This is a genomic window from Tritonibacter scottomollicae, assembly GCF_032924845.1.
GTDB classification, from domain to species: Bacteria; Pseudomonadota; Alphaproteobacteria; order Rhodobacterales; family Rhodobacteraceae; genus Epibacterium; species Epibacterium scottomollicae.
Genome location: NZ_CP136704.1, coordinates 2,378,956 through 2,400,083, shown reverse-complemented (window position 1 = coordinate 2,400,083; position 21,128 = coordinate 2,378,956). Strand labels below are relative to the sequence as shown.

Below are 21,128 nucleotides of genomic sequence, written 5' to 3'. Positions count from 1 at the left end.
GACCCGTTCTGTAAAATCGTCAGCCCGGAATGGGCGAGATCTTATTCTTCTGCAGCCGCTTCCGCTTCTTCGGCTTCGTCCTCGGCTTCATCGTCCGCGGATTTCAGGCCGGACGGGGCAGAGACATTCGCGATCACGAAGTCACGGTCGATGGTCGGCTTGGAACCCTGGGGCAGGGTGACGTCGGAGATGTGGATCACATCGCCGATGGCCTTGCCTGCGAGGTCGACGGTCAGTTTTTCCGGAATGTCACCGGCGGTCACAACCAACTCGACTTCGGCGCGGACAACGGTCAGGACACCGCCACGCTTGAGGCCAACACATTCTTCTTCGTTGATGAACTCAACGGGGATGAACAGGTTGATCTTCGAGGTGCGACGCAGACGCATCAGGTCGAAGTGGGTCGGCAGGTCTTTGACGATGTCACGCTGGACGTCGCGGCAGATCACGCGAACATCGTCGTGGCCTTCAACCTTGAGGTTGAACAGGGTCGACTTGAAGCGGCCGGCTTTCAGCTTTTTCAGCAGTTCGTTGTAGGGGATCTGAATCGCCAGCGGATCCACGTCACCACCAAATACAACTCCAGGAACCAGATGCGCACGGCGTGCAGCGCGAGCGGCGCCCTTGCCCGTCCCCGCGCGTTCCTGGCATACGAGATCAGGAATCTCATTCGCCATTTTTATTCTCCATATATAATCGGGGGTGCCTCCAAGGCTGTCACCCCGCGTGAAGCCGCTCTGTTAGACGGAAAAGCCCTGTTTGGAAAGCCCTAAACTGCCGCTTTTGCCTGTCTCGGCGCCAGTTTCCCGTCAGACTCCATCAGACGTGCATGAAGGTCGAATTCTGCCGCGCGCGCCACGCGCAAGCGCGCACGGGTCTGCTCTGACAGATCCGTGGGCACCTGTGGTGATACGTTGCGTGGTTCGAAGGTGATTCTCTGCTCGAACCGGTCACTCAGAAAGGTTTCCAGTCGGTCCCAACGTTCGTAGGCGAACAAATGGTCAATCAGAAGCCGTCCGCCGCGCCCGCTGAGCATGCGAAGCTGGCTGCCGATCTGGGTACAAGGAGGAGGGGCCTCGGAGAGGAGCGCCTCGACAAATTCTTCGAACGTTAGGTGGCCAGAATATTCCGGTTTGTCCCTGATCTCGTCACGCGTGCGATACTTATACCAGCTGCGGATCTGGTCCTCGGGCTCGCGCAGCACCGCAAAGCTCTCCAGGGCGACGTCGAACGTTTCGCTGATGAACGGGCGGACCTTGCGGTGAAAGCGCTTGGTAGAAATATGCTTGCGGGCACCGCGAAACACGATGTCCGCGTGCGGGCGCAACGCCTGCTCTATGGCGGTGGTCCCGGTTTTGGGAATCGCGACAAATGCGAGAGTTTGGGGCGTGAAGATCAGCATGTTCATTGGCATAGCCCTGCCGAGACCGATGGACCAGATCTGTAGCGGTACAATTTGCCGATTGTGGCGCCGTGCGCACTGTGCATCCTCACGCGCATGGAATTTTTTACGGATATGCGCACCAGCGCGGTGCATGGGCGGGCCTTTGCTGTCATGGGGTTCTGTGTCGGAGCCTTCGCAGCCTATGCGCCGCAACTGAAGTCACAGGCGGGATTGGGCGACGCCGAATTTGGTCTGGCACTTCTTGTCGGGGCCGTGGGGGCCGTTGGCGCGATGTGGCTGGCGCCGCGGGTGGATCGAAGGCTTGGTCCGGCAGCCATGGTGATTTGCGCGCTGATGTTGGCCGCAGGGTTTCTGTTGCCGGGGTTGGCGTACAGCTGGGTCACCTTTGCAGCGGCCATGTTCGTGGCCTCCGGTGCCGCTGGTCTGCTGGACGTGGTGATGAACGCGCGGCTCAGCGGGTTGGAAGCCCGCACGGGACGGTCGCTGATGAACCTCAATCACGGTTTGTTTTCGCTGGCCTATGCGCTGGCCGCGTTGGTGGCCGGGCTGGTACGGGAGGCTGGTGTGCCGCCGATTTGGTGCTTTGCGGGAATTCTTGCGGTGTCGGCACTGCTGGCGCTTGGCATGCGCGATGCGGTGCCATCAGATCGCACTGGCGAAGAGGATGGCACATCATCTGCGGCGTTGCCGGGGCTGATGGTCGTTCTGGCAGGGGTGATCGTGTTGATCGCCTTCACCGCGGAACAGGCGACGGAAAACTGGTCTGCCCTACATCTGGAGCGCGCCTTTGGAGCCAGTGCCGCCGAAGGTGCGATCGGGCCGGCGATCCTTGGTCTGACTATGGGGATCGGGCGTTTGTCCGGACAGGAGGTGGTGCGCCGTATTGCCGAAGGCAAGCTGATGCAGATCGCGGCAGCACTCGCGGCTTTGGGGCTCTTGCTGGCCGCTTTCGCGCCGGTGCAGGGGCTGGCCTATGCAGGGTTTGCAATTCTTGGGCTGGGTGTGTCGGTCATTGGCCCAACTGCGTTGGCCTGGGTGGGGAAGACGATCCCATCCCGACTGCGCGGTGCCGCGATTTCGCGCATGGTGATGATTGGCTACTGCGGTTTTTTTATCGGCCCGCCGGTGATCGGTTTCATGGCGGAAGCTTTTGGATTGCGGCTGGCCTTGGCTATGATGGGCGGAATGCTCCTGTGCATCACCGCCATTCTGGTGCCCGCCCTGCGGGCCTCGGCGCGCAGGGCTGGTGTGGTGGCCTAGGTCTGGGCGTTCAGGCCCAGCGACCAGTGAAATCCTCTGGCACCATAAGATTGTGTCGTCCAAGATGGCTGACAGATTTCTCGCCGCAGAGTGCCATCGAGGTGTCCAGTTCCTTGTGGATGACCTCCAGCGCTCGGGTGACGCCCTGTTGCCCCATGGCGCCAAGCCCGTAGACAAAGGCGCGCCCGATCATCGTGCCGGTGGCGCCAAGCGCCAGCGCCTTCAGCACGTCCTGGCCGGAGCGAATGCCGCTGTCCAGATGCACTTCGACCTGGTCGCCGACCGCATCCATGATCCGGGGCAGCATGCGAATCGATGACAGTGCGCCATCCAGCTGGCGGCCACCGTGGTTGGACACAGTAATCGCATCCGCACCAACCTTGGCGGCCATCTTGGCATCTTCCTCATCGAGGATGCCCTTCAGGATCACCTTGCCGCCCCACATCTCCTTGAGCTTTTCGATCTTGCCCCAGTCGAGCGAGGGGTCGAATTGTTCGGCGGTCCAGGCACCGAGTGATGAGGCATCGGAAATGCCTTCAACATGGCCGACAATATTGCCGAAATTGCGCCGCTTAGCGCCCAACATTTCGATCCCCCAGGCCCATTTGGTCATCAGGTTCGCGATGGTCCGCGGTGTCAGCTTCGGTGGCGCGGAGAGGCCGTTCTTCAGATCCTTGTGACGCTGACCGAGAATCTGCAGGTCGAGGGTGATCACCAGAGCCGAGCAATTGGCGGCCTTGGCGCGCCCGATCAGGCGGCGCATATAGTCCTCGTCCTTCATCGTATAAAGCTGGAACCAGAAGGGCTTGGTGGTTGTCTCGGCCACCTCTTCGATGGAATTGATTGACATTGTCGACAGCGTGAAAGGCACGCCGAAGGCTTCTGCGGCACGGGCGGCCTTGATCTCGCCATCGGCGGATTGCATGCCGGTCAGCCCCACGGGTGCCAAGGCCACAGGCATGGCCACCTCCTGTCCGATCATTCGAGAGGCGGTGGTGCGGCCGGCCATGTCGACAGCCACGCGTTGACGCAGACGAATTTGCTCGAAATCGGTGGTGTTGTCGCGAAAGGTCTGTTCGGTCCAGGAGCCACTCTCGGCATAATCGTAGAACATCTTTGGCACACGCCGCGCGTAGATGCGCTTCAGATCCTCTATATTGGTAATAACGGGCATGAATAAACTCCTCGACGTGCGCGCGACTGGTAATGTTTTCTTACCAATCTGGCGCTGGCATGGCAAGCGAGGCCGTCGTAATCTTGCATTTACGGTTTTGTGCAAGTTTATTGATGGACACCTGCCGGAATCGCGATGTCATGATATGCGGACCGGACACCTGCGAAGCTTCTGGAGAATTGCCGGAGTTTCATGAGCTGACCAGTGCGCAGCTTTGAATTTATGCCGCCCCGCGTGCAGAGCGCTCGGGGTCGTTTCTTGATTTTAGACCTGATGCGTGTCCTGCCTGGAATTTATCCATGCAGACAGGGCCTAACGGCTGCGGCATCTTCTGGAGGTAGAAGCAACGTGAAGGTTGTGTTCATATCGAATCTGGACGACGGGGATATTGCCGCCCTGGTTGTCCGTGCTCCGCGTGTGCCTTCGCATCGCGTGTCCAAGTGTCGTTGTCCACTGTGTCCCGAAGCCGCGCCGCAGAGACCGTCATGACACTGCGTCCCGAGGATCCATTGGTGCCCGAACGCGCGTCAGATGACCCGTCCTATCGTGACCTTCTCATCGAGTTGGAGCGGGAGAGGGAACGGAGCGCGGAGCTGGAATCACAGCTGGAGCGCAAGTCCCAGTCGTTGCGCCGCGCCAATGGATCGCTGGTGGCATTGGCGCGACAAGTGGACCGGATGGTGAAGGAACGCACAGAGGACCTCGCACGTGATCGGGCCGAGGCAGAGGCGGAAAGCGCTGCCAAAACACAGTTTCTCGCCACCATGAGCCATGAGATCCGTACGCCTCTGAACGGAGTTCTGGGTATGGCTTCGGCTCTGGCGGATACCACGCTGGTCGAGGAGCAGGCGCAGATCCTTGATGTCCTGCGCGAGAGCGGGCGCCTGTTGCTCAGTATTGTTGATGACATCCTTGACCTGTCGAAGATTGAGGAGGGCAAGCTGGAGCTGGAGCGTCTGCCTATCGACGTGGTGGATCTTCTGGATGCGGTCTGTCGCCAGTTTCAGCCTCGAATGGAGGCGAAGGGGCTGGATTTCACCCGCCTTTATGGTGGTGCGCTTTCATCCGGCGGGACTTGGGTGAATATCGACCCGACCCGGTTTCAGCAGGTGCTGACAAATCTGCTGTCCAATGCGGCGAAGTTCACTGATCGTGGCGCGATCACCCTGACAGCTGATTTGACGGACCATCAGGACGGCACGCTGATCTTGTCGGTGACAGTGCGGGATACCGGTGTCGGCTTGTCGCAGGCGCAGGTCGAGAGATTGTTTCAGCCCTATGTGCAGGCCGATGCCAGCGTGCATCGCAACCATGGTGGAACCGGACTGGGCTTGGCGATCTCGCGCCAGATCTGTCTGCGCATGGGCGGTGAGCTGGAGTGCCGAAGTGCCAAGGGCGAGGGGAGCGAATTTTGCGCGACCTTCCGCGTGTCGCGTGCCACGCCGCTGGAAAAGACGCCTGAACCGGATCAGAAGGCGGATGTGGACGTGATCGCCCGGCGGCGCTGGCGGGTCCTCGTGGCAGAGGACAATCGCACCAATCGCATGGTGCTTCACCATATCCTGCGCCACCATGATCTCGATCTTCTTTGGGTCGAGAACGGCGAGCAAGCGGTGGAGGCCTGTCGTCGGGTCGAGCCCGATCTGGTGCTGATGGACGTGAATATGCCGTTGATGGATGGGGTGACTGCAGCCGGGCAGGTCCGGGCCGAGGAACGTGCACAGGATCGCAACCCGGTACCGATCATTGCTGTGTCGGCGAATGCGCTGGTGCATCAAGTCAGGCATTATCTTGAGAGCGGTATGAACTACCATGTGGCAAAGCCGATCCGTAAGGACCGCCTGCTTCGCGTGATGGCGCAGGCCTTGCTGGATGCTCCAATCGTCGAAGATAGCGCTTAAACTTCGTCCCCGAGCGGCGCTCAGCAGCAGAAATACAAAACGGCGGCCCGCTAGACCGCCGTTTAGCATTCTGTGTCAGGACGCCGGGGTCAGCCCGCGTGTGCGCCATCCGCAAGTGATTTCACGAAAGCGAGCACCTCAGACGCGGATTTTCCGGCGCCAATTTCGGCAACGATGGCGCTGCCGACCACGGCGCCGTCAGAGATCGACGCAATGGTCTGCGCGCGCTCCGGTGTTTTGATGCCAAAGCCTACGATCACGGGCAGGTCGGTCGCCGCTTTGATGCGCGACACCTCTGGGCCAACATCCGATGCTTCGGCCTCTGCCGCACCGGTGATGCCGGTGATCGAAACATAATAGACAAAACCGGAGGTGTTTTGCAGCACGCGGGGCAGGCGGGCGTTGTCGGTGGTGGGGGTAGCCAGCCGGATGAAGTTGAGACCCGCTGCCTGGGCAGGCAGACACAACTCGCTGTCTTCCTCGGGCGGCAAATCTACCACGATCAGCCCGTCGATGCCTGCAGACTTGGCATCGGCAAGGAATGTCTCCACACCGCGAGAATAGATCGGATTATAGTAGCCCATCAGCACGATCGGCGTTGTGTCGTCCTCTTTGCGGAAGTCGCGCGCCAATTGGAGCGTGCGCTCCAAAGTCATGCCGCCTTCCAGCGCACGTTGCCCGGCAAGCTGAATGGTCGGGCCGTCGGCCATCGGATCGGTGAACGGCAGGCCGAGTTCGATGATGTCTACGCCAGCGCCGGGCAGGCCTTTGACCATTTCCAACGAAGTGTCATAGTCTGGGTCGCCCGCCATTACATAGGTGACGAAGGCCTTTTTGCCCGCTGCAGACAGTTCGGCAAACTTGGCGTCGATACGTGTGGTGGGACGGGTCATGTGCGGGCCTTCTGAGATCTCTGTTGCTTGGTTTGATGTGCCGAAACTTCCCGGCAAAATCAATCCCGACGAGACCTCAGCGCGATGTTTAACTTTAGGTCGCCTTGGAAAGCTCAGTTTCTTGCGCGATGTCGCAGGGGGACGTGAAGGCGCAAGTTGATGGCGTTGAGGCCTGGATTCTGGTCGCCGATTGAGGCGTTGGAGATATGTGTGAATGCCAGTGTCAGACGACGCCCGCCGCGCAGCTCGCGCCCGATTCCAACGAGCGAGCGGATCTCGAAGGTAGATCCGAGATCATTGGCTTTTTCTCCTTCGAAGAACGCGCCCGGCATCACGCTGGCCTCGATAAACCAACGCTGTCCCAGGTCGCGCTGGGCCTGAAGGCCGCCGCCGAGGAAAATGTCACCTGTTTCATGCACCTGTGCGGTGACACCAAGGCCCGCATCAAACCCGAGCAGGCGCCAGTCTCGCGTGCCGAGGTAATCGGCTGAAAGATAGGCGCCATCGTCGGCCTGTTCCGAAAGGAAGTCGGCATGCCCGAAGCCGAAAACAAGCTCCTGAGCCTGTGCTACAGATGTGAAGAGCAGAGACGGGAGAAGGGCAAACGTGGTTACAAGTCTGCGCATGAGATCCTCGCGAACTGGGGCTGCCGACGCGTGGCGCATCGGCCTGCGGGTTGCGTGAAATCAGGATAAAGGAATGTGACAGCTATGTGTCAACTGTTATGAGCCGCCTGCTCAGACGCTGTGCGCTTGCGAAAATGGCAGATAGAGCCTAAGTGCTGGCTCCCAAATGGCATCAGGAGGCCGGTATGGGCTTTAAAATGGGAATCGTGGGTCTGCCGAACGTCGGCAAGTCGACCCTGTTCAACGCACTGACCAAGACCGCATCGGCGCAGGCGGCAAATTTTCCGTTCTGCACGATCGAGCCGAACGTGGGCGAGGTGGGGGTTCCCGACGCCCGATTGGAGAAACTGGCCGGGATCGCGCAATCGAAATCGATCATCCCGACGCGGATGACGTTTGTCGATATTGCAGGCCTTGTGAAGGGCGCCTCCAAGGGCGAAGGGCTGGGCAATCAGTTCCTCGCCAATATTCGCGAAGTGGACGCGATCGCCCATGTTTTGCGGTGTTTTGAGGATGGTGACGTCACTCACGTGGATGGCCGCGTCGACCCGGTTGCAGACGCTGACACCATCGAGACCGAGCTGATGCTCTCCGACCTTGAAAGCATCGAAAAACGCCGCGCCAACCTGGTGCGCAAACTGAAGGGCAACGACAAGGAGGCCCAGCAGCAGGACCGGCTGCTGGCCGCCGCGCAGGCGATGCTGGAAGACGGCAAACCGGCCCGGCTGGTGGAGGTGGACGCGGACGACCAAAAGGCCTGGACGATGCTGCAGCTTCTGACCACCAAACCGGTGCTTTATGTCTGCAATGTCGGTGAGAGCGAGAGCGTTGACGGCAACGCCCATTCCGCCAAAGTGGCAGAGATGGCGGCGGCCCAAGGTAACAGCCATGTGATCATTTCGGCGCAGATCGAAGAGGAAATCAGCCAGCTGGAATCGGAAGAGGCGCAGATGTTCCTCGACGAAATGGGGCTGGAGGAGGCGGGTCTCGACCGTCTGATCCGCGCAGGCTACGAGTTGTTGCACCTCGAGACCTATTTCACCGTCGGCCCCAAGGAAGCCCGTGCCTGGACTATCAAGACCGGCACGGCCGCGCCCCAAGCGGCTGGTGTGATCCACGGCGATTTCGAGAAAGGCTTCATTCGTGCCGAGACCATCGCCTATGATGATTTCATCGCCTGTGGCGGCGAGGGCGGTGCCAAGGAAGCGGGCAAGATGCGCGCAGAGGGCAAAAGCTACATCGTCAAGGATGGCGACGTGCTGCACTTCCTGTTCAACACCTGACCGGCGCGCTCTGAACCGAATGGTCTGCAATGCCCGTCTTTGAAAAAAGGCGGGCATTTTGCTGGTACTGGTGTTTCGCCTCGCCGAACGCGGCAGGCGCTTGAGTTGCCGCTAACACATTGCTACACCCATCCGATTATTCAGTGGTAGGGATAACAATGACAACAAAACTCATCATCGACACGGATCCCGGCATCGACGATGCCATGGCGATTTTCTATGCCGCCGCCGCCCCGGATATCGAGCTTCTGGGCCTGACGACGATCTTTGGCAACGTGACCACCAAGACCGCCACCCGCAACGCGTTGCGCCTGCTGGAGGCAGCAGAACTGGACCTGCCGGTGGCCCATGGCGCCGAACAGCCGCTGGTGCTGCCGCCGTTCGAGCCCTCTGCTCATGTGCATGGTGATGAGGGCTTTGGAGAAATACCCGCCGCCACGCCCAAGGGCGCCGCTGTGGCCGAAGACGCCGCCGATTTCCTGATCCGCATGGCGCGGGAGCACAAAGGCGAGCTGGTGGTGTGTCCTATCGGGCCCTTGACCAACATCGCCGTCGCCATCCAGCGTGACGCGCAATTCGTCAAGAATTGCAAACGGATCGTCATCATGGGCGGCTCGCTCGAGGCGGGCGGCAACATCACTCCTCACGCCGAAGCCAACATCTACCACGACCCGCATGCGGCGGAAGTGGTGTTCGCCGCGGCTGCGGGCAAGGTGGTCATGGTGGGCTTGGATGTAACGCTGAAGATCCTCTGCAGGCCCGAGGATTTCGACGCCATCAAGGAGCGTTCGCCCGATCTAGGCGGCATGCTCAAGGAGATGAGCGTCTTCTACATCAAGTTCTATCAGGAAGTTGCAAACCTCAATGGCTGCTCCCTGCACGATCCGGCCGCAGTGATCGCCTGCACCCATGCAGAGCTGTTTGAGACGCGCGTGGTGAAGGTCACGGTGTCGACCGAACAAGAAACATCCGGCGAGACCCGCGTTGCAGAAGATGCTCGCGGCGACACGCATGTGGCGATGGGCGTTGATGCGGAGGCTGTGAAATCCCTCTTTCTCAAGCGCTTGTCACTTCTTCCCTGACATTGCATCTCTTCAGCGGAAGGTGATCCTTTCGCTGAAGAGGCCCGCGATTTTGTCGATTTTGTCGACCAAGCGATCTTCAAAGCTTCGCTAATTTACGGTACGAAGCCTGTCGTTTTTTGACGGGGGCGTATCCTCGCGTTCTTCAGGCCTTTTCTGAGTCGGATCGTGTCATAGCCACCCGCTCCCTAGCATCCATCTGATCTTTGGCAGGCCGCGGCACTAAGTCCGCGTGCCGACGTGATCGCTTACCTGTCCGGCGTTTCTAAGGGCGCCCATGGCTGTTGCAGGTGGCATGCAGTTTCATGTTCATGACGCCCTTCGTTCGGCTGTTCAGGCGCCCACGCCTCACTTTTTCACCGCGAGGCTGGCCGCCGTGTGCTGCGCTTTGCGATATGTTGCTTCACTCATGACGGTTCTCTTTTCACCATGATCGGCGGGCAAGCTGGCCAGCCTCTGCACGACGGTGCCTCTATCGCGTCAGCGCTTCTGCTTCTGTAGGGCATTTCAGGGACCTACGTGGCCCCAATGGAGCCACGGTCCCCTCAACTGTGCGGTACGTGTCCCTTGGGAGCGTCCTGCGATGGAGGGAAACTATGCCGCCCCAGATGCGCAGACCATCAATGCAGGAGGTGCCGTGGCTCTCCGAAAAGACCAGCCCTCAGACGCTGCAATTGCGCTTCATTGAAAAAGTTGAGGTTGCTCATTGATCATATCTGCTTGAGCAGTCTCAAGCATGCCAATTGGCAAAAAACAATGAACTTTGAGTTTGAAAGATTTCTCAATGGGGCAATTGACGGCTGGGGGTTGTGTGAAATATCAATTTTTAGGTGCATAAGTAATCAACTTTAGATTGTTACTGTTAGTGTGATCTTAAATCGCCGTCTTGGGCAACTTCTTAAATGGAACTGGCAGACATGACGTTCTCGTTCGGATATTTGATTGCGACATTCCTTGGGCTAGGACGCCGCAACGGCCAGACCTGTCAACGCGCTCACCTGATATCCAGGCTGACGCGAAACTGTCTCCCGACGCTCATTGCCGTGATGGCCTGGTTCACGGCAGCGGTGCCCGTGCAGGCGCAGTACAACGATTGTCCTCCACTCAACAACCAAGGCGCCGCCGGTGGAAAAGTCTTTTTGGACCTGACTCTTGATGAATGCACCTACGACGATCCTCCGTGGAGCTCGGATATGATCCAAATAGAATTTAACGCGGCGGGTGGCGTATTCAATATCGGCTATTTCGAAGCTGTCCCGCCAAACGCCACCTCGTTCGGAACCGTGGTATTCGAAGGTATTACGCTTATGGAGGGCTTGCCACTAATCACTACCTCTTGCTCAGGGGCCGGAACCACGCTCGACTGTGATCTGTCGGGCACCTTCGACGGGTCCCCTATCAGCGCAACTGCGTCAGCTTCGGACGGCTCGGTGGGGTCATCATCGCCCGCCAACGCGGCGCCGACGGCGAATGCGGGCGCGGATCAGTCGAAGACCTCGGGCACGGCGGTCACCCTGGATGGCAGCGGCAGCAGCGACAGTGACGGCACGATTGCAAGCTACGCCTGGAGCCGCACGGGTGGCACGGGGACAGCGGGCAATGCGGTGCTGTCGGATGCGACTGTGGTCAACCCAAGCTTCACGGACGCCTCGCTGACCTCGAATGACGCGGCGGTGACGCATATCTTCGCGCTGGTGGTGACCGATGACGACGGCGCAACCTCCGTGGCGGACAGCGTGACGGTGACGATCACACCGCCCGCCAACGCGGCGCCGACGGCGAATGCGGGTGCGGATCAGTCGGAGGTCTCGGGCACGGCGGTGACGCTGGACGGCAGCGGCAGCAGTGACAGTGACGGCACGATTGCAAGCTACGCCTGGAGCCGCACGGGCGGGACCGGCACGGCGGGCAACGCGGTGCTGTCGGATGCGACTGTGGTCAACCCAAGCTTCACGGACGCCTCGCTGACCTCGAACGATGGGGTGGTGACGCATATCTTCGCGCTGGTGGTGACTGATGATGATGGCGCCACCTCGGTCGCCGATAGCGTGACGGTGACGATCACACCGCCCGCCAACGCGGCGCCGACGGCGAATGCGGGCGCGGATCAGTCGGAGGTCTCGGGCACGGCGGTGACGCTGGATGGCAGCGGCAGCAGCGACAGTGACGGCACAATTGCAAGCTACGCCTGGAGCCGCACGGGCGGGACCGGCACGGCGGGCAACGCGGTGCTGTCGGATGCGACGGTGGTCAACCCAAGCTTCACGGACGCCTCGCTGACCTCGAACGATGGGGTGGTGACGCATATCTTCGCGCTGGTGGTGACTGATGATGATGGCGCCACCTCGGTCGCCGATAGCGTGACGGTGACGATCACACCGCCCGCCAACGCGGCGCCGACGGCGAATGCGGGCGCGGATCAGTCGGAGGTCTCGGGCACGGCGGTGACGCTGGACGGCAGCGGCAGCAGCGACAGTGACGGCACAATTGCAAGCTACGCCTGGAGCCGCACGGGCGGGACCGGCACGGCGGGCAACGCGGTGCTGTCGGATGCGACTGTGGTCAACCCAAGCTTCACGGACGCCTCGCTGACCTCGAACGATGGGGTGGTGACGCATATCTTCGCGCTGGTGGTGACTGATGATGATGGCGCCACCTCGGTCGCCGATAGCGTGACGGTGACGATCACACCGCCCGCCAACGCGGCGCCGACGGCGAATGCGGGCGCGGATCAGTCGGTGGTCTCGGGCGCGGCGGTCACCCTGGATGGCAGCGGCAGCAGCGACAGTGACGGCACAATTGCAAGCTACGCCTGGAGCCGCACGGGCGGGACCGGCACGGCGGGCAACGCGGTGCTGTCGGATGCGACTGTGGTCAACCCAAGCTTCACGGACGCCTCGCTGACCTCGAACGATGGGGTGGTGACGCATATCTTCGCGCTGGTGGTGACTGATGATGATGGCGCCACCTCGGTCGCCGATAGCGTGACGGTGACGATCACACCGCCCGCCAACGCGGCGCCGACGGCGAATGCGGGCGCGGATCAGTCGGAGGTCTCGGGCACGGCGGTGACGCTGGATGGCAGCGGCAGCAGCGACAGTGACGGCACAATTGCAAGCTACGCCTGGAGCCGCACGGGCGGGACCGGCACGGCGGGCAACGCGGTGCTGTCGGATGCGACGGTGGTCAACCCAAGCTTCACGGACGCCTCGCTGACCTCGAACGATGGGGTGGTGACGCATATCTTCGCGCTGGTGGTGACTGATGATGATGGCGCCACCTCGGTCGCCGATAGCGTGACGGTGACGATCACACCGCCCGCCAACGCGGCGCCGACGGCGAATGCGGGCGCGGATCAGTCGGAGGTCTCGGGCACGGCGGTGACGCTGGACGGCAGCGGCAGCAGCGACAGTGACGGCACAATTGCAAGCTACGCCTGGAGCCGCACGGGCGGGACCGGCACGGCGGGCAACGCGGTGCTGTCGGATGCGACTGTGGTCAACCCAAGCTTCACGGACGCCTCGCTGACCTCGAACGATGGGGTGGTGACGCATATCTTCGCGCTGGTGGTGACTGATGATGATGGCGCCACCTCGGTCGCCGATAGCGTGACGGTGACGATCACACCGCCCGCCAACGCGGCGCCGACGGCGAATGCGGGCGCGGATCAGTCGGTGGTCTCGGGCGCGGCGGTCACCCTGGATGGCAGCGGCAGCAGCGACAGTGACGGCACAATTGCAAGCTACGCCTGGAGCCGCACGGGCGGGACCGGCACGGCGGGCAACGCGGTGCTGTCGGATGCGACTGTGGTCAACCCAAGCTTCACGGACGCCTCGCTGACCTCGAACGATGGGGTGGTGACGCATATCTTCGCGCTGGTGGTGACTGATGATGATGGCGCCACCTCGGTCGCCGATAGCGTGACGGTGACGATCACACCGCCCGCCAACGCGGCGCCGACGGCGAATGCGGGCGCGGATCAGTCGGAGGTCTCGGGCACGGCGGTGACGCTGGATGGCAGCGGCAGCAGCGACAGTGACGGCACAATTGCAAGCTACGCCTGGAGCCGCACGGGCGGGACCGGCACGGCGGGCAACGCGGTGCTGTCGGATGCGACGGTGGTCAACCCAAGCTTCACGGACGCCTCGCTGACCTCGAACGATGGGGTGGTGACGCATGTCTTCACGCTGGTGGTGACCGACAATGATGGCGCCACCTCGGTCGCCGATAGCGTGACGGTGACGATCACACCGCCCGCCAACGCAGCGCCGACGGCGAATGCGGGCGCGGATCAGTCGGAGACCTCGGGCACGGCGGTGACGCTGGATGGCAGCGGCAGCAGCGACAGTGATGGCACAATTGCAAGCTACGCCTGGAGCCGCACGGGCGGGACCGGCACGGCGGGCAACGCGGTGCTGTCGGATGCGACGGTGGTCAACCCAAGCTTCACGGACGCCTCGCTGACCTCGAACGATGGGGTGGTGACGCATGTCTTCACGCTGGTGGTGACCGACAATGATGGCGCCACCTCGGTCGCCGATAGCGTGACGGTGACGATCACACCGCCCGCCAACGCAGCGCCGACGGCGAATGCGGGCGCGGATCAGTCGGAGGTCTCGGGCACGGCGGTGACGCTGGACGGCAGCGGCAGCAGCGACAGTGATGGCACGATTGCAAGCTACGCCTGGAGCCGCACGGGCGGGACCGGGACGGCGGGCAATGCGGTGCTGTCGGATGCGACGGTGGTCAACCCAAGCTTCACGGACGCCTCGCTGACCTCGAACGATGGGGTGGTGACGCATGTCTTCACGCTGGTGGTGACCGACAATGATGGCGCCACCTCGGTCGCCGATAGCGTGACGGTGACGATCACACCGCCCGCCAACGCGGCGCCGACGGCGAATGCGGGCGCGGATCAGTCGGTGGTCTCGGGCGCGGCGGTCACCCTGGATGGCAGCGGCAGCAGCGACAGTGACGGCACAATTGCAAGCTACGCCTGGAGCCGCACGGGCGGGACCGGCACGGCGGGCAACGCGGTGCTGTCGGATGCGACTGTGGTCAACCCAAGCTTCACGGACGCCTCGCTGACCTCGAACGATGGGGTGGTGACGCATATCTTCGCGCTGGTGGTGACTGATGATGATGGCGCCACCTCGGTCGCCGATAGCGTGACGGTGACGATCACACCGCCCGCCAACGCGGCGCCGACGGCGAATGCGGGCGCGGATCAGTCGGAGGTCTCGGGCACGGCGGTGACGCTGGATGGCAGCGGCAGCAGCGACAGTGACGGCACAATTGCAAGCTACGCCTGGAGCCGCACGGGCGGGACCGGCACGGCGGGCAACGCGGTGCTGTCGGATGCGACGGTGGTCAACCCAAGCTTCACGGACGCCTCGCTGACCTCGAACGATGGGGTGGTGACGCATGTCTTCACGCTGGTGGTGACCGACAATGATGGCGCCACCTCGGTCGCCGATAGCGTGACGGTGACGATCACACCGCCTCTCGACACGGAGCCCCCAGTCATTGACGAGATTGCGGATGTCGCGGTGGACACAGATTCCGGGGTCAATACGGCCTCGGTCGCGCTTGTCGCAAATGTCGCCGACAATTCCGGTGAAGTCATAGCCGCCGACTTTTCGATTGATGGCACAGTGGTTGCCAGTCCGCATGATTTCTCCGTCGGCACAACGCAGGTGACCGCGACGGCGCAGGACAGCGCGGGCAACGCGGCGACACCGCAGACTTTCGAGGTGACGGTCACTGACACGACACCGCCCGAAGCTCCGGTTGTCGCAGCCCCGACCACAAGGTCGGACGGCCGAGCAGAGGTGGCCGGCACTGCCGAGCCGCTCAGCACTGTCACCGTTACCTTTCCTGATGCAAGCGTCGAGACTGCCGCGGCGGGCCCCGGTGGTGTCTTCGAGGTCGTGTCCGCGACGGCCCAAAGCTCAGGCGAGATCAAGATTGTGGCCGAGGATTCCGCCGCAAACAGATCGGAGACAACGACCATAGCCTATGTTGGTGATGATACACGGCCAACACTCACCATCAGCGCGTTGACCGGGCCGAGCAACGGAACATTCAGTGCCGCGATCACCCTGTCCGAGGCGAGCACAAATTTCGATGCCAGCGATCTTACACTGACAAATGCCAGCGCAACTATGACTGGATCAGGAACGCAGTACTCCGTCGTCCTGACCCCGGATGCGGATGGCACAGTTGCTGTCTCAGTCGGCACAAACAGGTTCAGCGATGCCGCCGGAAATGGCAATGAGGCGTCAAACACGTCGAGTGTCGAGTACGACGGCACTGCCCCCACGGTCAGCATCACCGGGGCGCCGGAGGTTTTGGCGGGGGCTTCCTTGATAAACGTGAACGTCACATTCTCTGAAAGCGTAACAGGCTTCGTCGCTGACGATATCACCACCACAAACGCAAATGTGGTCGGCCTAAGCGGCAGTGGTCCGGATTATGTGGCGACCCTTCGCGCATTCGGGACCGGGGCCGTCGGGATCACCGTTCCCGCCAATGTGGCCGTGGACGCGGCTGGCAACGGCAACCTGGAGTCCAATGCGGTTACGATCGAGGATCAAACAGTCGAACAAACACAGCGCCTTATTGCCTCGTTCATGCAAAGCCGGGCCAATCAGTTGATCAGCAATCAACCGGATCTCGTGCCCTTCCTGTCGGGGAGCAAGCAGGCGAGCTTTGGCCTGATGGCAACACGGGGTGTCGGCAATTTCAATGTGGCGACGGGGACGAAGTATCCGGTCTGGGCCCAGGTGAAAGGGGCGTGGTCAAGCAGTGGTGATAGCGATAGCACCTATGTCTTCGGCGCGTTTGGCGTTCATCGGGCGATCAGTAAGAACGTGTTGCTCGGTGCGACGCTGCAATTCGACCATATTGCTCAGGACACCGGAGCCTCCACGGTCAGCGGAACCGGTTGGATGCTTGGGCCTTATTTCGTCGCGAAGAGTTCAAACCATCCGCTGTATTTCGAAGGGCGGCTTCTTTACGGCGAAACGACGAACGACATTTCTCCCTTCGGCACATATGAGGATCGGTTCTACACGACCCGTATGCTTGCCAACCTGAAAGTTGCGGGCGACCTGTCCATGGGCACCACGATCCTCAGCCCGTTTCTGGATGCCTCTTACTCGACGGAGGATCAGCACAGCTATGTAGATACCCTGGGCAACACGATCCCCGGACAAGACTTCAAGCTGGGCCAGGTCGAGGTCGGTCTTGATTTCAGCCAGATGCTTTCGGTGAACACGGGTGAGTTGGAGCTGTGGGGCGGGGTCTCTGGCATCTGGTCCTACAGCAACGGCACGGGATCGGTAACGACCGCGGATCCGGCGTATGAGGGCGGCCGCGCGCGGGTCGAGCTGGGGTTCAATCGCCAGATCACCGCCGGGCAAAGTGTCATGGGGGCCGCCTTTTATGACGGCATCGGTGCAGCCGGGTTTGAAAGCTATGGGTTGAGCCTGGGCTACCAGTTGCAATTCTAGGCATCTCTGCGGAGCGGGGGGCGCCAAGCGCGGCCCCGCCCGTGAACCAGATCGTGGCGGCAAGCACACCTTGGCGTACTCCAAGCACGCAGGCGTCGAACCGGGAGGGCAAAATGGTGGGTAGAACGACGTCGAACCAACGTTCTATGCTGATGAGGCAAAGACCCGAAGCGATTTAAATGCAGCCTTGTACCGAAGCGCATATTAGGGCTCTTCGGATGAGGCAAAACAGACGCAGTCTTACGTCAAACTACGAAAAGAGGATGTCCATGCCAGACCCGACGAATTTGACCGCAGCGGATTTTAGCCCGCTTGAAGGGAACACTGTAAAGGTTGAGGCCGACGGCATCGGGATCGAAGCGACGCTGTTGGAAATCACGACGGGGGGAAGCGCTTTGCGCGACGGCGGCGGTTTTGCACTGCTGTTTCAGGGGCCTGTCGAACCTAGTCTGCCACAGGCCACCTATCAGGTTTCGCATGCTGCCATTGGGACGCAGCAGCTCTTTCTCGTGCCGGTCGCCAAAACCGAGGCCGGTTATCAATATGAGGCGATTTTCACCTGATCGCTTTGGCGTCCGTCGACCGGCGTAGCAGGTCATAGACACCTTTGTCCTCGACGGTGACAAAGCCCAAGCGGTGGTAAAGCGCCATCGCTGGGTTCGCTTTTTCGACGTGGATGCCGACTGCTTTGTTTGCGGCAGACGCTTCGTCCATCAGGTCGCGCAGAATAGCGCCGCCGATACCAGCGCCGCGATGGGCGGGCAGTAGGGCGATGTCGATGATGCGGTGCTCGCTTTGCCAACGCTCAAGATAAAGACGGCCTATTGCTTCGCCTGATCGCTGAATGATCAACCAAAGCGCGTCGGGGTAGTGGGCCTGATAATGCTCGTGCTGCGCGCGAAATTGCATTGAAATGAAGGCGTGCTTTTGGTCTTCATTCCACGGGGTAAGCGCCAGTTCCTCTTCGCGGGTTGAACGGTAGACCTGCGCGAGAAACTGCATATCACGCGCGGTCATCTCTCGGAGTGAGATCCCCAAGGATGCCGCGTGTGTCAAAGCCGGTATCAGCGTTGCCGATTTAAGGGTCATGGGTGCTTCCGACTGTAACGCTTTTCCACCGGATGCTGCAGCATTCGGGCCATGATTAGCCACGCGACGGATAGATGCCCTGAAGCGCGATGATGAAGTTCAGCGCAAGATAGGGCTGCATGTTGTCATGCGCCTGATTGCCGCCTGATGCTTGAAGTGTCTCATCTGCAAGCGGCACGAGATTGGAGGTGCCAGCGGAATAGAGGGCGTCGCCGCGTCCACCAGTTGCAGAAAGCGATGTCGCATTCGATGGCACAGCCTCGCCACCCGGAGACAGATTTGCGCGCACCGGGTGATTGTGCGACGGTATCTGACTTTCGTTCAGCGTCACGGTCGAAGACCCTAATTCTTCACCCAGCCTTCGTGCGGTCAAACCGGGACCGCGCCCTTGTTCCATCGGCGCTCGGCCCTTCATATTGGGAAGGGCGGTGGTGTTTCTTCCATCGCCGCCATAGACTGTACCGATCAGCGAAAACAACGCAGTGTTGTTTGCAATGGGCAAAAGTTGCCCGTCGCAGAATGCCCAGCCTCTGGGCGCGAAATCACCTGCAAAAATGCGGATTTCGGCAATAAAAGGTTCTGACATGCCTTATATCTCCTAACTACGGCTGGGGTAGACGCCGAACAGTGCAATAATGAAGCTGACACAGAGCGATGGCATCATGTTGTTGTGGCTACGCGAGCCGCCTGAATTCGTTGTCGCGTTATGGGCGAACGACGTGTCTGGCGATGCATTGCTATAGAATGTCGTCCCAACGCCCTGGGCGACGACCTTGCCTTGCGGCGATTGATCGGTGGCAAGTTCGGTGTTGGCCAAGAAGTCATGAGTGTGGCTTGGCAACTGATTTGTGGTCAGCGTGACATGCTCTGCGCCACTTTTGCTCCCCAAGCGGCGTTCGCTCAGACCGGGTCCGTGCCCCTTGTGAATAGGGATTCTGCCGCGCATATCGGGCAGACCGAATGTGGTGCGACCGTCTCCGCCGTAGATCGTTCCCAAGAGGGAAAAAAGCGCGTCGTTCTGTGAAACCGCAAGCAGTTGCCCGTCGCAAAAGGCCCAGCCGCGTGGGGCGAAATTCCCCGCAAACATGCGAATCTCACCTACATATGGTTCAGACATGGAATAATCTCCGGTATCTTAATTGCGCGAGGGGAATAGGCCGTGCATTGCTATGCAGAAGTTCAGCGTCTGATAGGGCTGCATGTTATTGTGGGCTTGTCCTCCGCCAGACGCGGCCACAGTTGCGGACGTCAGCGGCGTCATGTTGGCGGCCTCAGCGTCGCGATAGGCGGCGTCTGGTAGCACCTCCGCCGCCAGCACATGATCGGTCGGAGACCCGGACTGCGCCTGGCTCGCCGAGCTCATCGCCGCGTGGGTATGGGTCGGAATTTCCGTCTTGGACAGCGCTACGCTCTCCTGGCCGGATCTGGCGCCCAGTCGGTAGTCGCTGTCTCTGTGAATCGGTGTGCGGCCCCTCAGATCGGGCAGAGCAAAGGTGGTGCTACCATCCCCGCCGTAGGTCGTGCCAAGCAGTGAGTAAAGCGACTGGTTCTGGTTGATCGGCAGGAGTTGCCCATCCAGAAACGCCCAGCCCCGTGGCGCAAAATCAAAGCCGAACATGCGAACTTCGGCAAGAAAGGGTTCGGACACGAAATTCTCCTTTAATAAACTGTCGGCGCGTTCAATTTATGGCGATAAAACACCGATATCTATTATCAACCATGCGTTGCGTAAAAAATAAAGCAAGGAAAAAAGAAAATTTAGTTGGACTGAACAGTTTAGATTTCGGCTTTTGATGGGACTTCACTTTTATCGATGACTCTATGCGAAGCGCCTATCTGGGCGGTGCCGAATGCGTTTAAGGAGTTGATGAGGGCGATGCCGACGTTAAATTCTGCGGCCTGCCTGTCTGGGCTTAACGAGCGATGCGCGCGACAAGGGGCCAGAGGCATCGCATTTTCGCCGCGCGCCTGTTTTGTGTGTGGTAGCATGAGCCGCGCATCCAGATCGCGTGACCAAGGCAGCAGGTCGCGCTCATGGTACCATTGCGGTGGGGGCGGCGCCTTCTTTTTGGATCGTGAAGGGGGTGTCGCCTTCTCCGTGTAGGGAGGGCTGACGCGCCGCCTCTAAACTGAAAATGCAGCCTTGAATGCCGCTAGGGCGTCTTCCTCAACACCTGAGGCAAACGCCTCCATCGCGACGGGGCCGGTGTAGCCCATCGCGTTCAATGCGCGGGCTATGCCGGGATAGTTGATTTCCCCGGTTCCGGGTTCAAAGCGGCCCGGTACGTCCGCAACCTGGATCTCGCCGACCCAGGGCAGGCACGCCTGGCAAAGCTCGATCAGATTCCCTTCGCCGATCTGCGCATGATACAGGTCCAGATTAAGGCGCAGTTCCGGCCGGTTGATCGCAGAGACCAGTGCCAGAGTGTCTTCCGCGCGGGCAAATGGGACGCCTGCATGGTCAGTCGGCAGGTTGAGGTTTTCGAGCGTGAAAACCACCTCCAGCTCTTCTGCAAGGTCACAGATGCGATTGAGCGTATCCAGCGCCTTCACCCATTTGAGCGGCGTTGCGGTCTCAGCTTGTTTGGGGCGTCCGCCGTCGCCAAGTCCGGTGCCGTGCAGGTTCAATCGCTGGACGCCGAGCCGTTTGCCAACAAGGGCGGCCTCTCTTGCCGACGCCAGTAGCGTGTCAGCGCCATCGTCGTCCGCCAAGCGCCCGTCCAGATAGCCGTTCATGATCGAGAACGTCGCACGCGACTTTGCCAGAGCTGCGATGTCGTGATCGGCCCAGTTCCACAAGCCGACCTCGAACCCCATCTCGTCAAGGCGCGCGCAGCGCCAGTCTATCGGTCTGTCGCGCCAGAGCATTTCCGCGCAGGCGGCAAGGGTAAACGCCATGCC

At 60.8% G+C, this 21,128-nt stretch carries 16 protein-coding genes; 6 read left to right on the top strand and 10 right to left on the bottom strand.

Going from position 1 to position 21,128, the window contains the following annotated elements:
* Positions 1 to 41: 41 nt before the first annotated feature.
* Complete coding sequence (locus R1T40_RS11990) at positions 42 to 677, bottom strand: 50S ribosomal protein L25/general stress protein Ctc (protein WP_106161935.1); 636 nt, start codon at positions 675 to 677, stop codon at positions 42 to 44.
* A gap of 92 nt (positions 678 to 769) precedes the next feature.
* Positions 770 to 1,408, bottom strand: a complete 639-nt coding sequence (locus R1T40_RS11985; protein ID WP_317384278.1) for a hypothetical protein — start codon at positions 1,406 to 1,408, stop codon at positions 770 to 772.
* Positions 1,409 to 1,498: 90 nt separating this feature from the next.
* Between R1T40_RS11985 and R1T40_RS11980 the strand changes: the two genes are divergently transcribed.
* The gene (locus R1T40_RS11980; RefSeq protein WP_317384277.1) at positions 1,499 to 2,665 is read left to right on the top strand and encodes an MFS transporter; all 1,167 of its coding nucleotides are present in this window, start codon (positions 1,499 to 1,501) and stop codon (positions 2,663 to 2,665) included.
* 10 nt (positions 2,666 to 2,675) lie between these two features.
* On the opposite strand, the gene R1T40_RS11975 is transcribed toward R1T40_RS11980, so the two are convergent.
* On the bottom strand, positions 2,676 to 3,839 hold the full coding sequence (locus tag R1T40_RS11975) for an alpha-hydroxy acid oxidase (protein WP_317384276.1): 1,164 nt from the start codon (positions 3,837 to 3,839) through the stop codon (positions 2,676 to 2,678).
* 485 nt (positions 3,840 to 4,324) lie between these two features.
* Between R1T40_RS11975 and R1T40_RS11970 the strand changes: the two genes are divergently transcribed.
* Positions 4,325 to 5,740 (top strand): ATP-binding protein, encoded by a 1,416-nt coding sequence (locus R1T40_RS11970; RefSeq protein WP_317384275.1) that lies wholly within the window; start codon positions 4,325 to 4,327, stop codon positions 5,738 to 5,740.
* Positions 5,741 to 5,829: 89 nt separating this feature from the next.
* Here the strand turns inward: R1T40_RS11970 and trpA are convergent, their stop codons facing one another.
* Positions 5,830 to 6,633: a tryptophan synthase subunit alpha gene (gene trpA, locus R1T40_RS11965; protein ID WP_317384274.1), complete on the bottom strand. Its 804-nt coding sequence runs from the start codon at positions 6,631 to 6,633 to the stop codon at positions 5,830 to 5,832.
* 113 nt (positions 6,634 to 6,746) lie between these two features.
* The gene (locus R1T40_RS11960) at positions 6,747 to 7,259 is read right to left on the bottom strand and encodes an acyloxyacyl hydrolase (protein ID WP_317384273.1); all 513 of its coding nucleotides are present in this window, start codon (positions 7,257 to 7,259) and stop codon (positions 6,747 to 6,749) included.
* Between the two features lie 185 nt (positions 7,260 to 7,444).
* Between R1T40_RS11960 and ychF the strand changes: the two genes are divergently transcribed.
* The 4 genes from ychF (at position 7,445) to R1T40_RS11940 (ending at position 17,701) form a co-directional block, all read left to right on the top strand.
* On the top strand, positions 7,445 to 8,542 hold the full coding sequence (gene ychF, locus R1T40_RS11955; protein ID WP_317384272.1) for a redox-regulated ATPase YchF: 1,098 nt from the start codon (positions 7,445 to 7,447) through the stop codon (positions 8,540 to 8,542).
* A gap of 158 nt (positions 8,543 to 8,700) precedes the next feature.
* Positions 8,701 to 9,624 carry a nucleoside hydrolase gene (locus tag R1T40_RS11950; RefSeq protein WP_317384271.1) on the top strand — a complete coding sequence of 308 codons (924 nt, stop codon included), beginning with the start codon at positions 8,701 to 8,703 and terminating at the stop codon, positions 9,622 to 9,624.
* A 1,193-nt stretch (positions 9,625 to 10,817) separates the two neighbouring features.
* A complete protein-coding gene (locus R1T40_RS11945; RefSeq protein WP_317384270.1) occupies positions 10,818 to 17,138 on the top strand; it encodes a PKD domain-containing protein in 6,321 nt (2,106 codons plus the stop codon).
* Positions 17,139 to 17,407: 269 nt separating this feature from the next.
* A complete protein-coding gene (locus R1T40_RS11940) occupies positions 17,408 to 17,701 on the top strand; it encodes a DUF6916 family protein (RefSeq protein WP_317384269.1) in 294 nt (97 codons plus the stop codon).
* On the opposite strand, the gene R1T40_RS11935 is transcribed toward R1T40_RS11940, so the two are convergent.
* From R1T40_RS11935 to R1T40_RS11915, 5 genes are all read right to left on the bottom strand, one after another.
* Positions 17,694 to 18,290: a GNAT family N-acetyltransferase gene (locus R1T40_RS11935; protein WP_317384268.1), complete on the bottom strand. Its 597-nt coding sequence runs from the start codon at positions 18,288 to 18,290 to the stop codon at positions 17,694 to 17,696. The genes R1T40_RS11940 and R1T40_RS11935 overlap by 8 nt on opposite strands.
* Positions 18,283 to 18,813, bottom strand: a complete 531-nt coding sequence (locus R1T40_RS11930) for a phage tail protein (RefSeq protein ID WP_317384267.1) — start codon at positions 18,811 to 18,813, stop codon at positions 18,283 to 18,285. The genes R1T40_RS11935 and R1T40_RS11930 overlap by 8 nt, the downstream gene beginning before the upstream one ends.
* 12 nt (positions 18,814 to 18,825) lie before the next feature.
* The gene (locus R1T40_RS11925; RefSeq protein WP_106161947.1) at positions 18,826 to 19,344 is read right to left on the bottom strand and encodes a phage tail protein; all 519 of its coding nucleotides are present in this window, start codon (positions 19,342 to 19,344) and stop codon (positions 18,826 to 18,828) included.
* 18 nt (positions 19,345 to 19,362) lie between these two features.
* The gene (locus tag R1T40_RS11920; protein ID WP_317384266.1) at positions 19,363 to 19,875 is read right to left on the bottom strand and encodes a phage tail protein; all 513 of its coding nucleotides are present in this window, start codon (positions 19,873 to 19,875) and stop codon (positions 19,363 to 19,365) included.
* Positions 19,876 to 20,351: 476 nt separating this feature from the next.
* The gene (locus tag R1T40_RS11915) at positions 20,352 to 21,125 is read right to left on the bottom strand and encodes a TIM barrel protein (RefSeq protein ID WP_317384265.1); all 774 of its coding nucleotides are present in this window, start codon (positions 21,123 to 21,125) and stop codon (positions 20,352 to 20,354) included.
* Positions 21,126 to 21,128 lie beyond the last annotated feature (3 nt).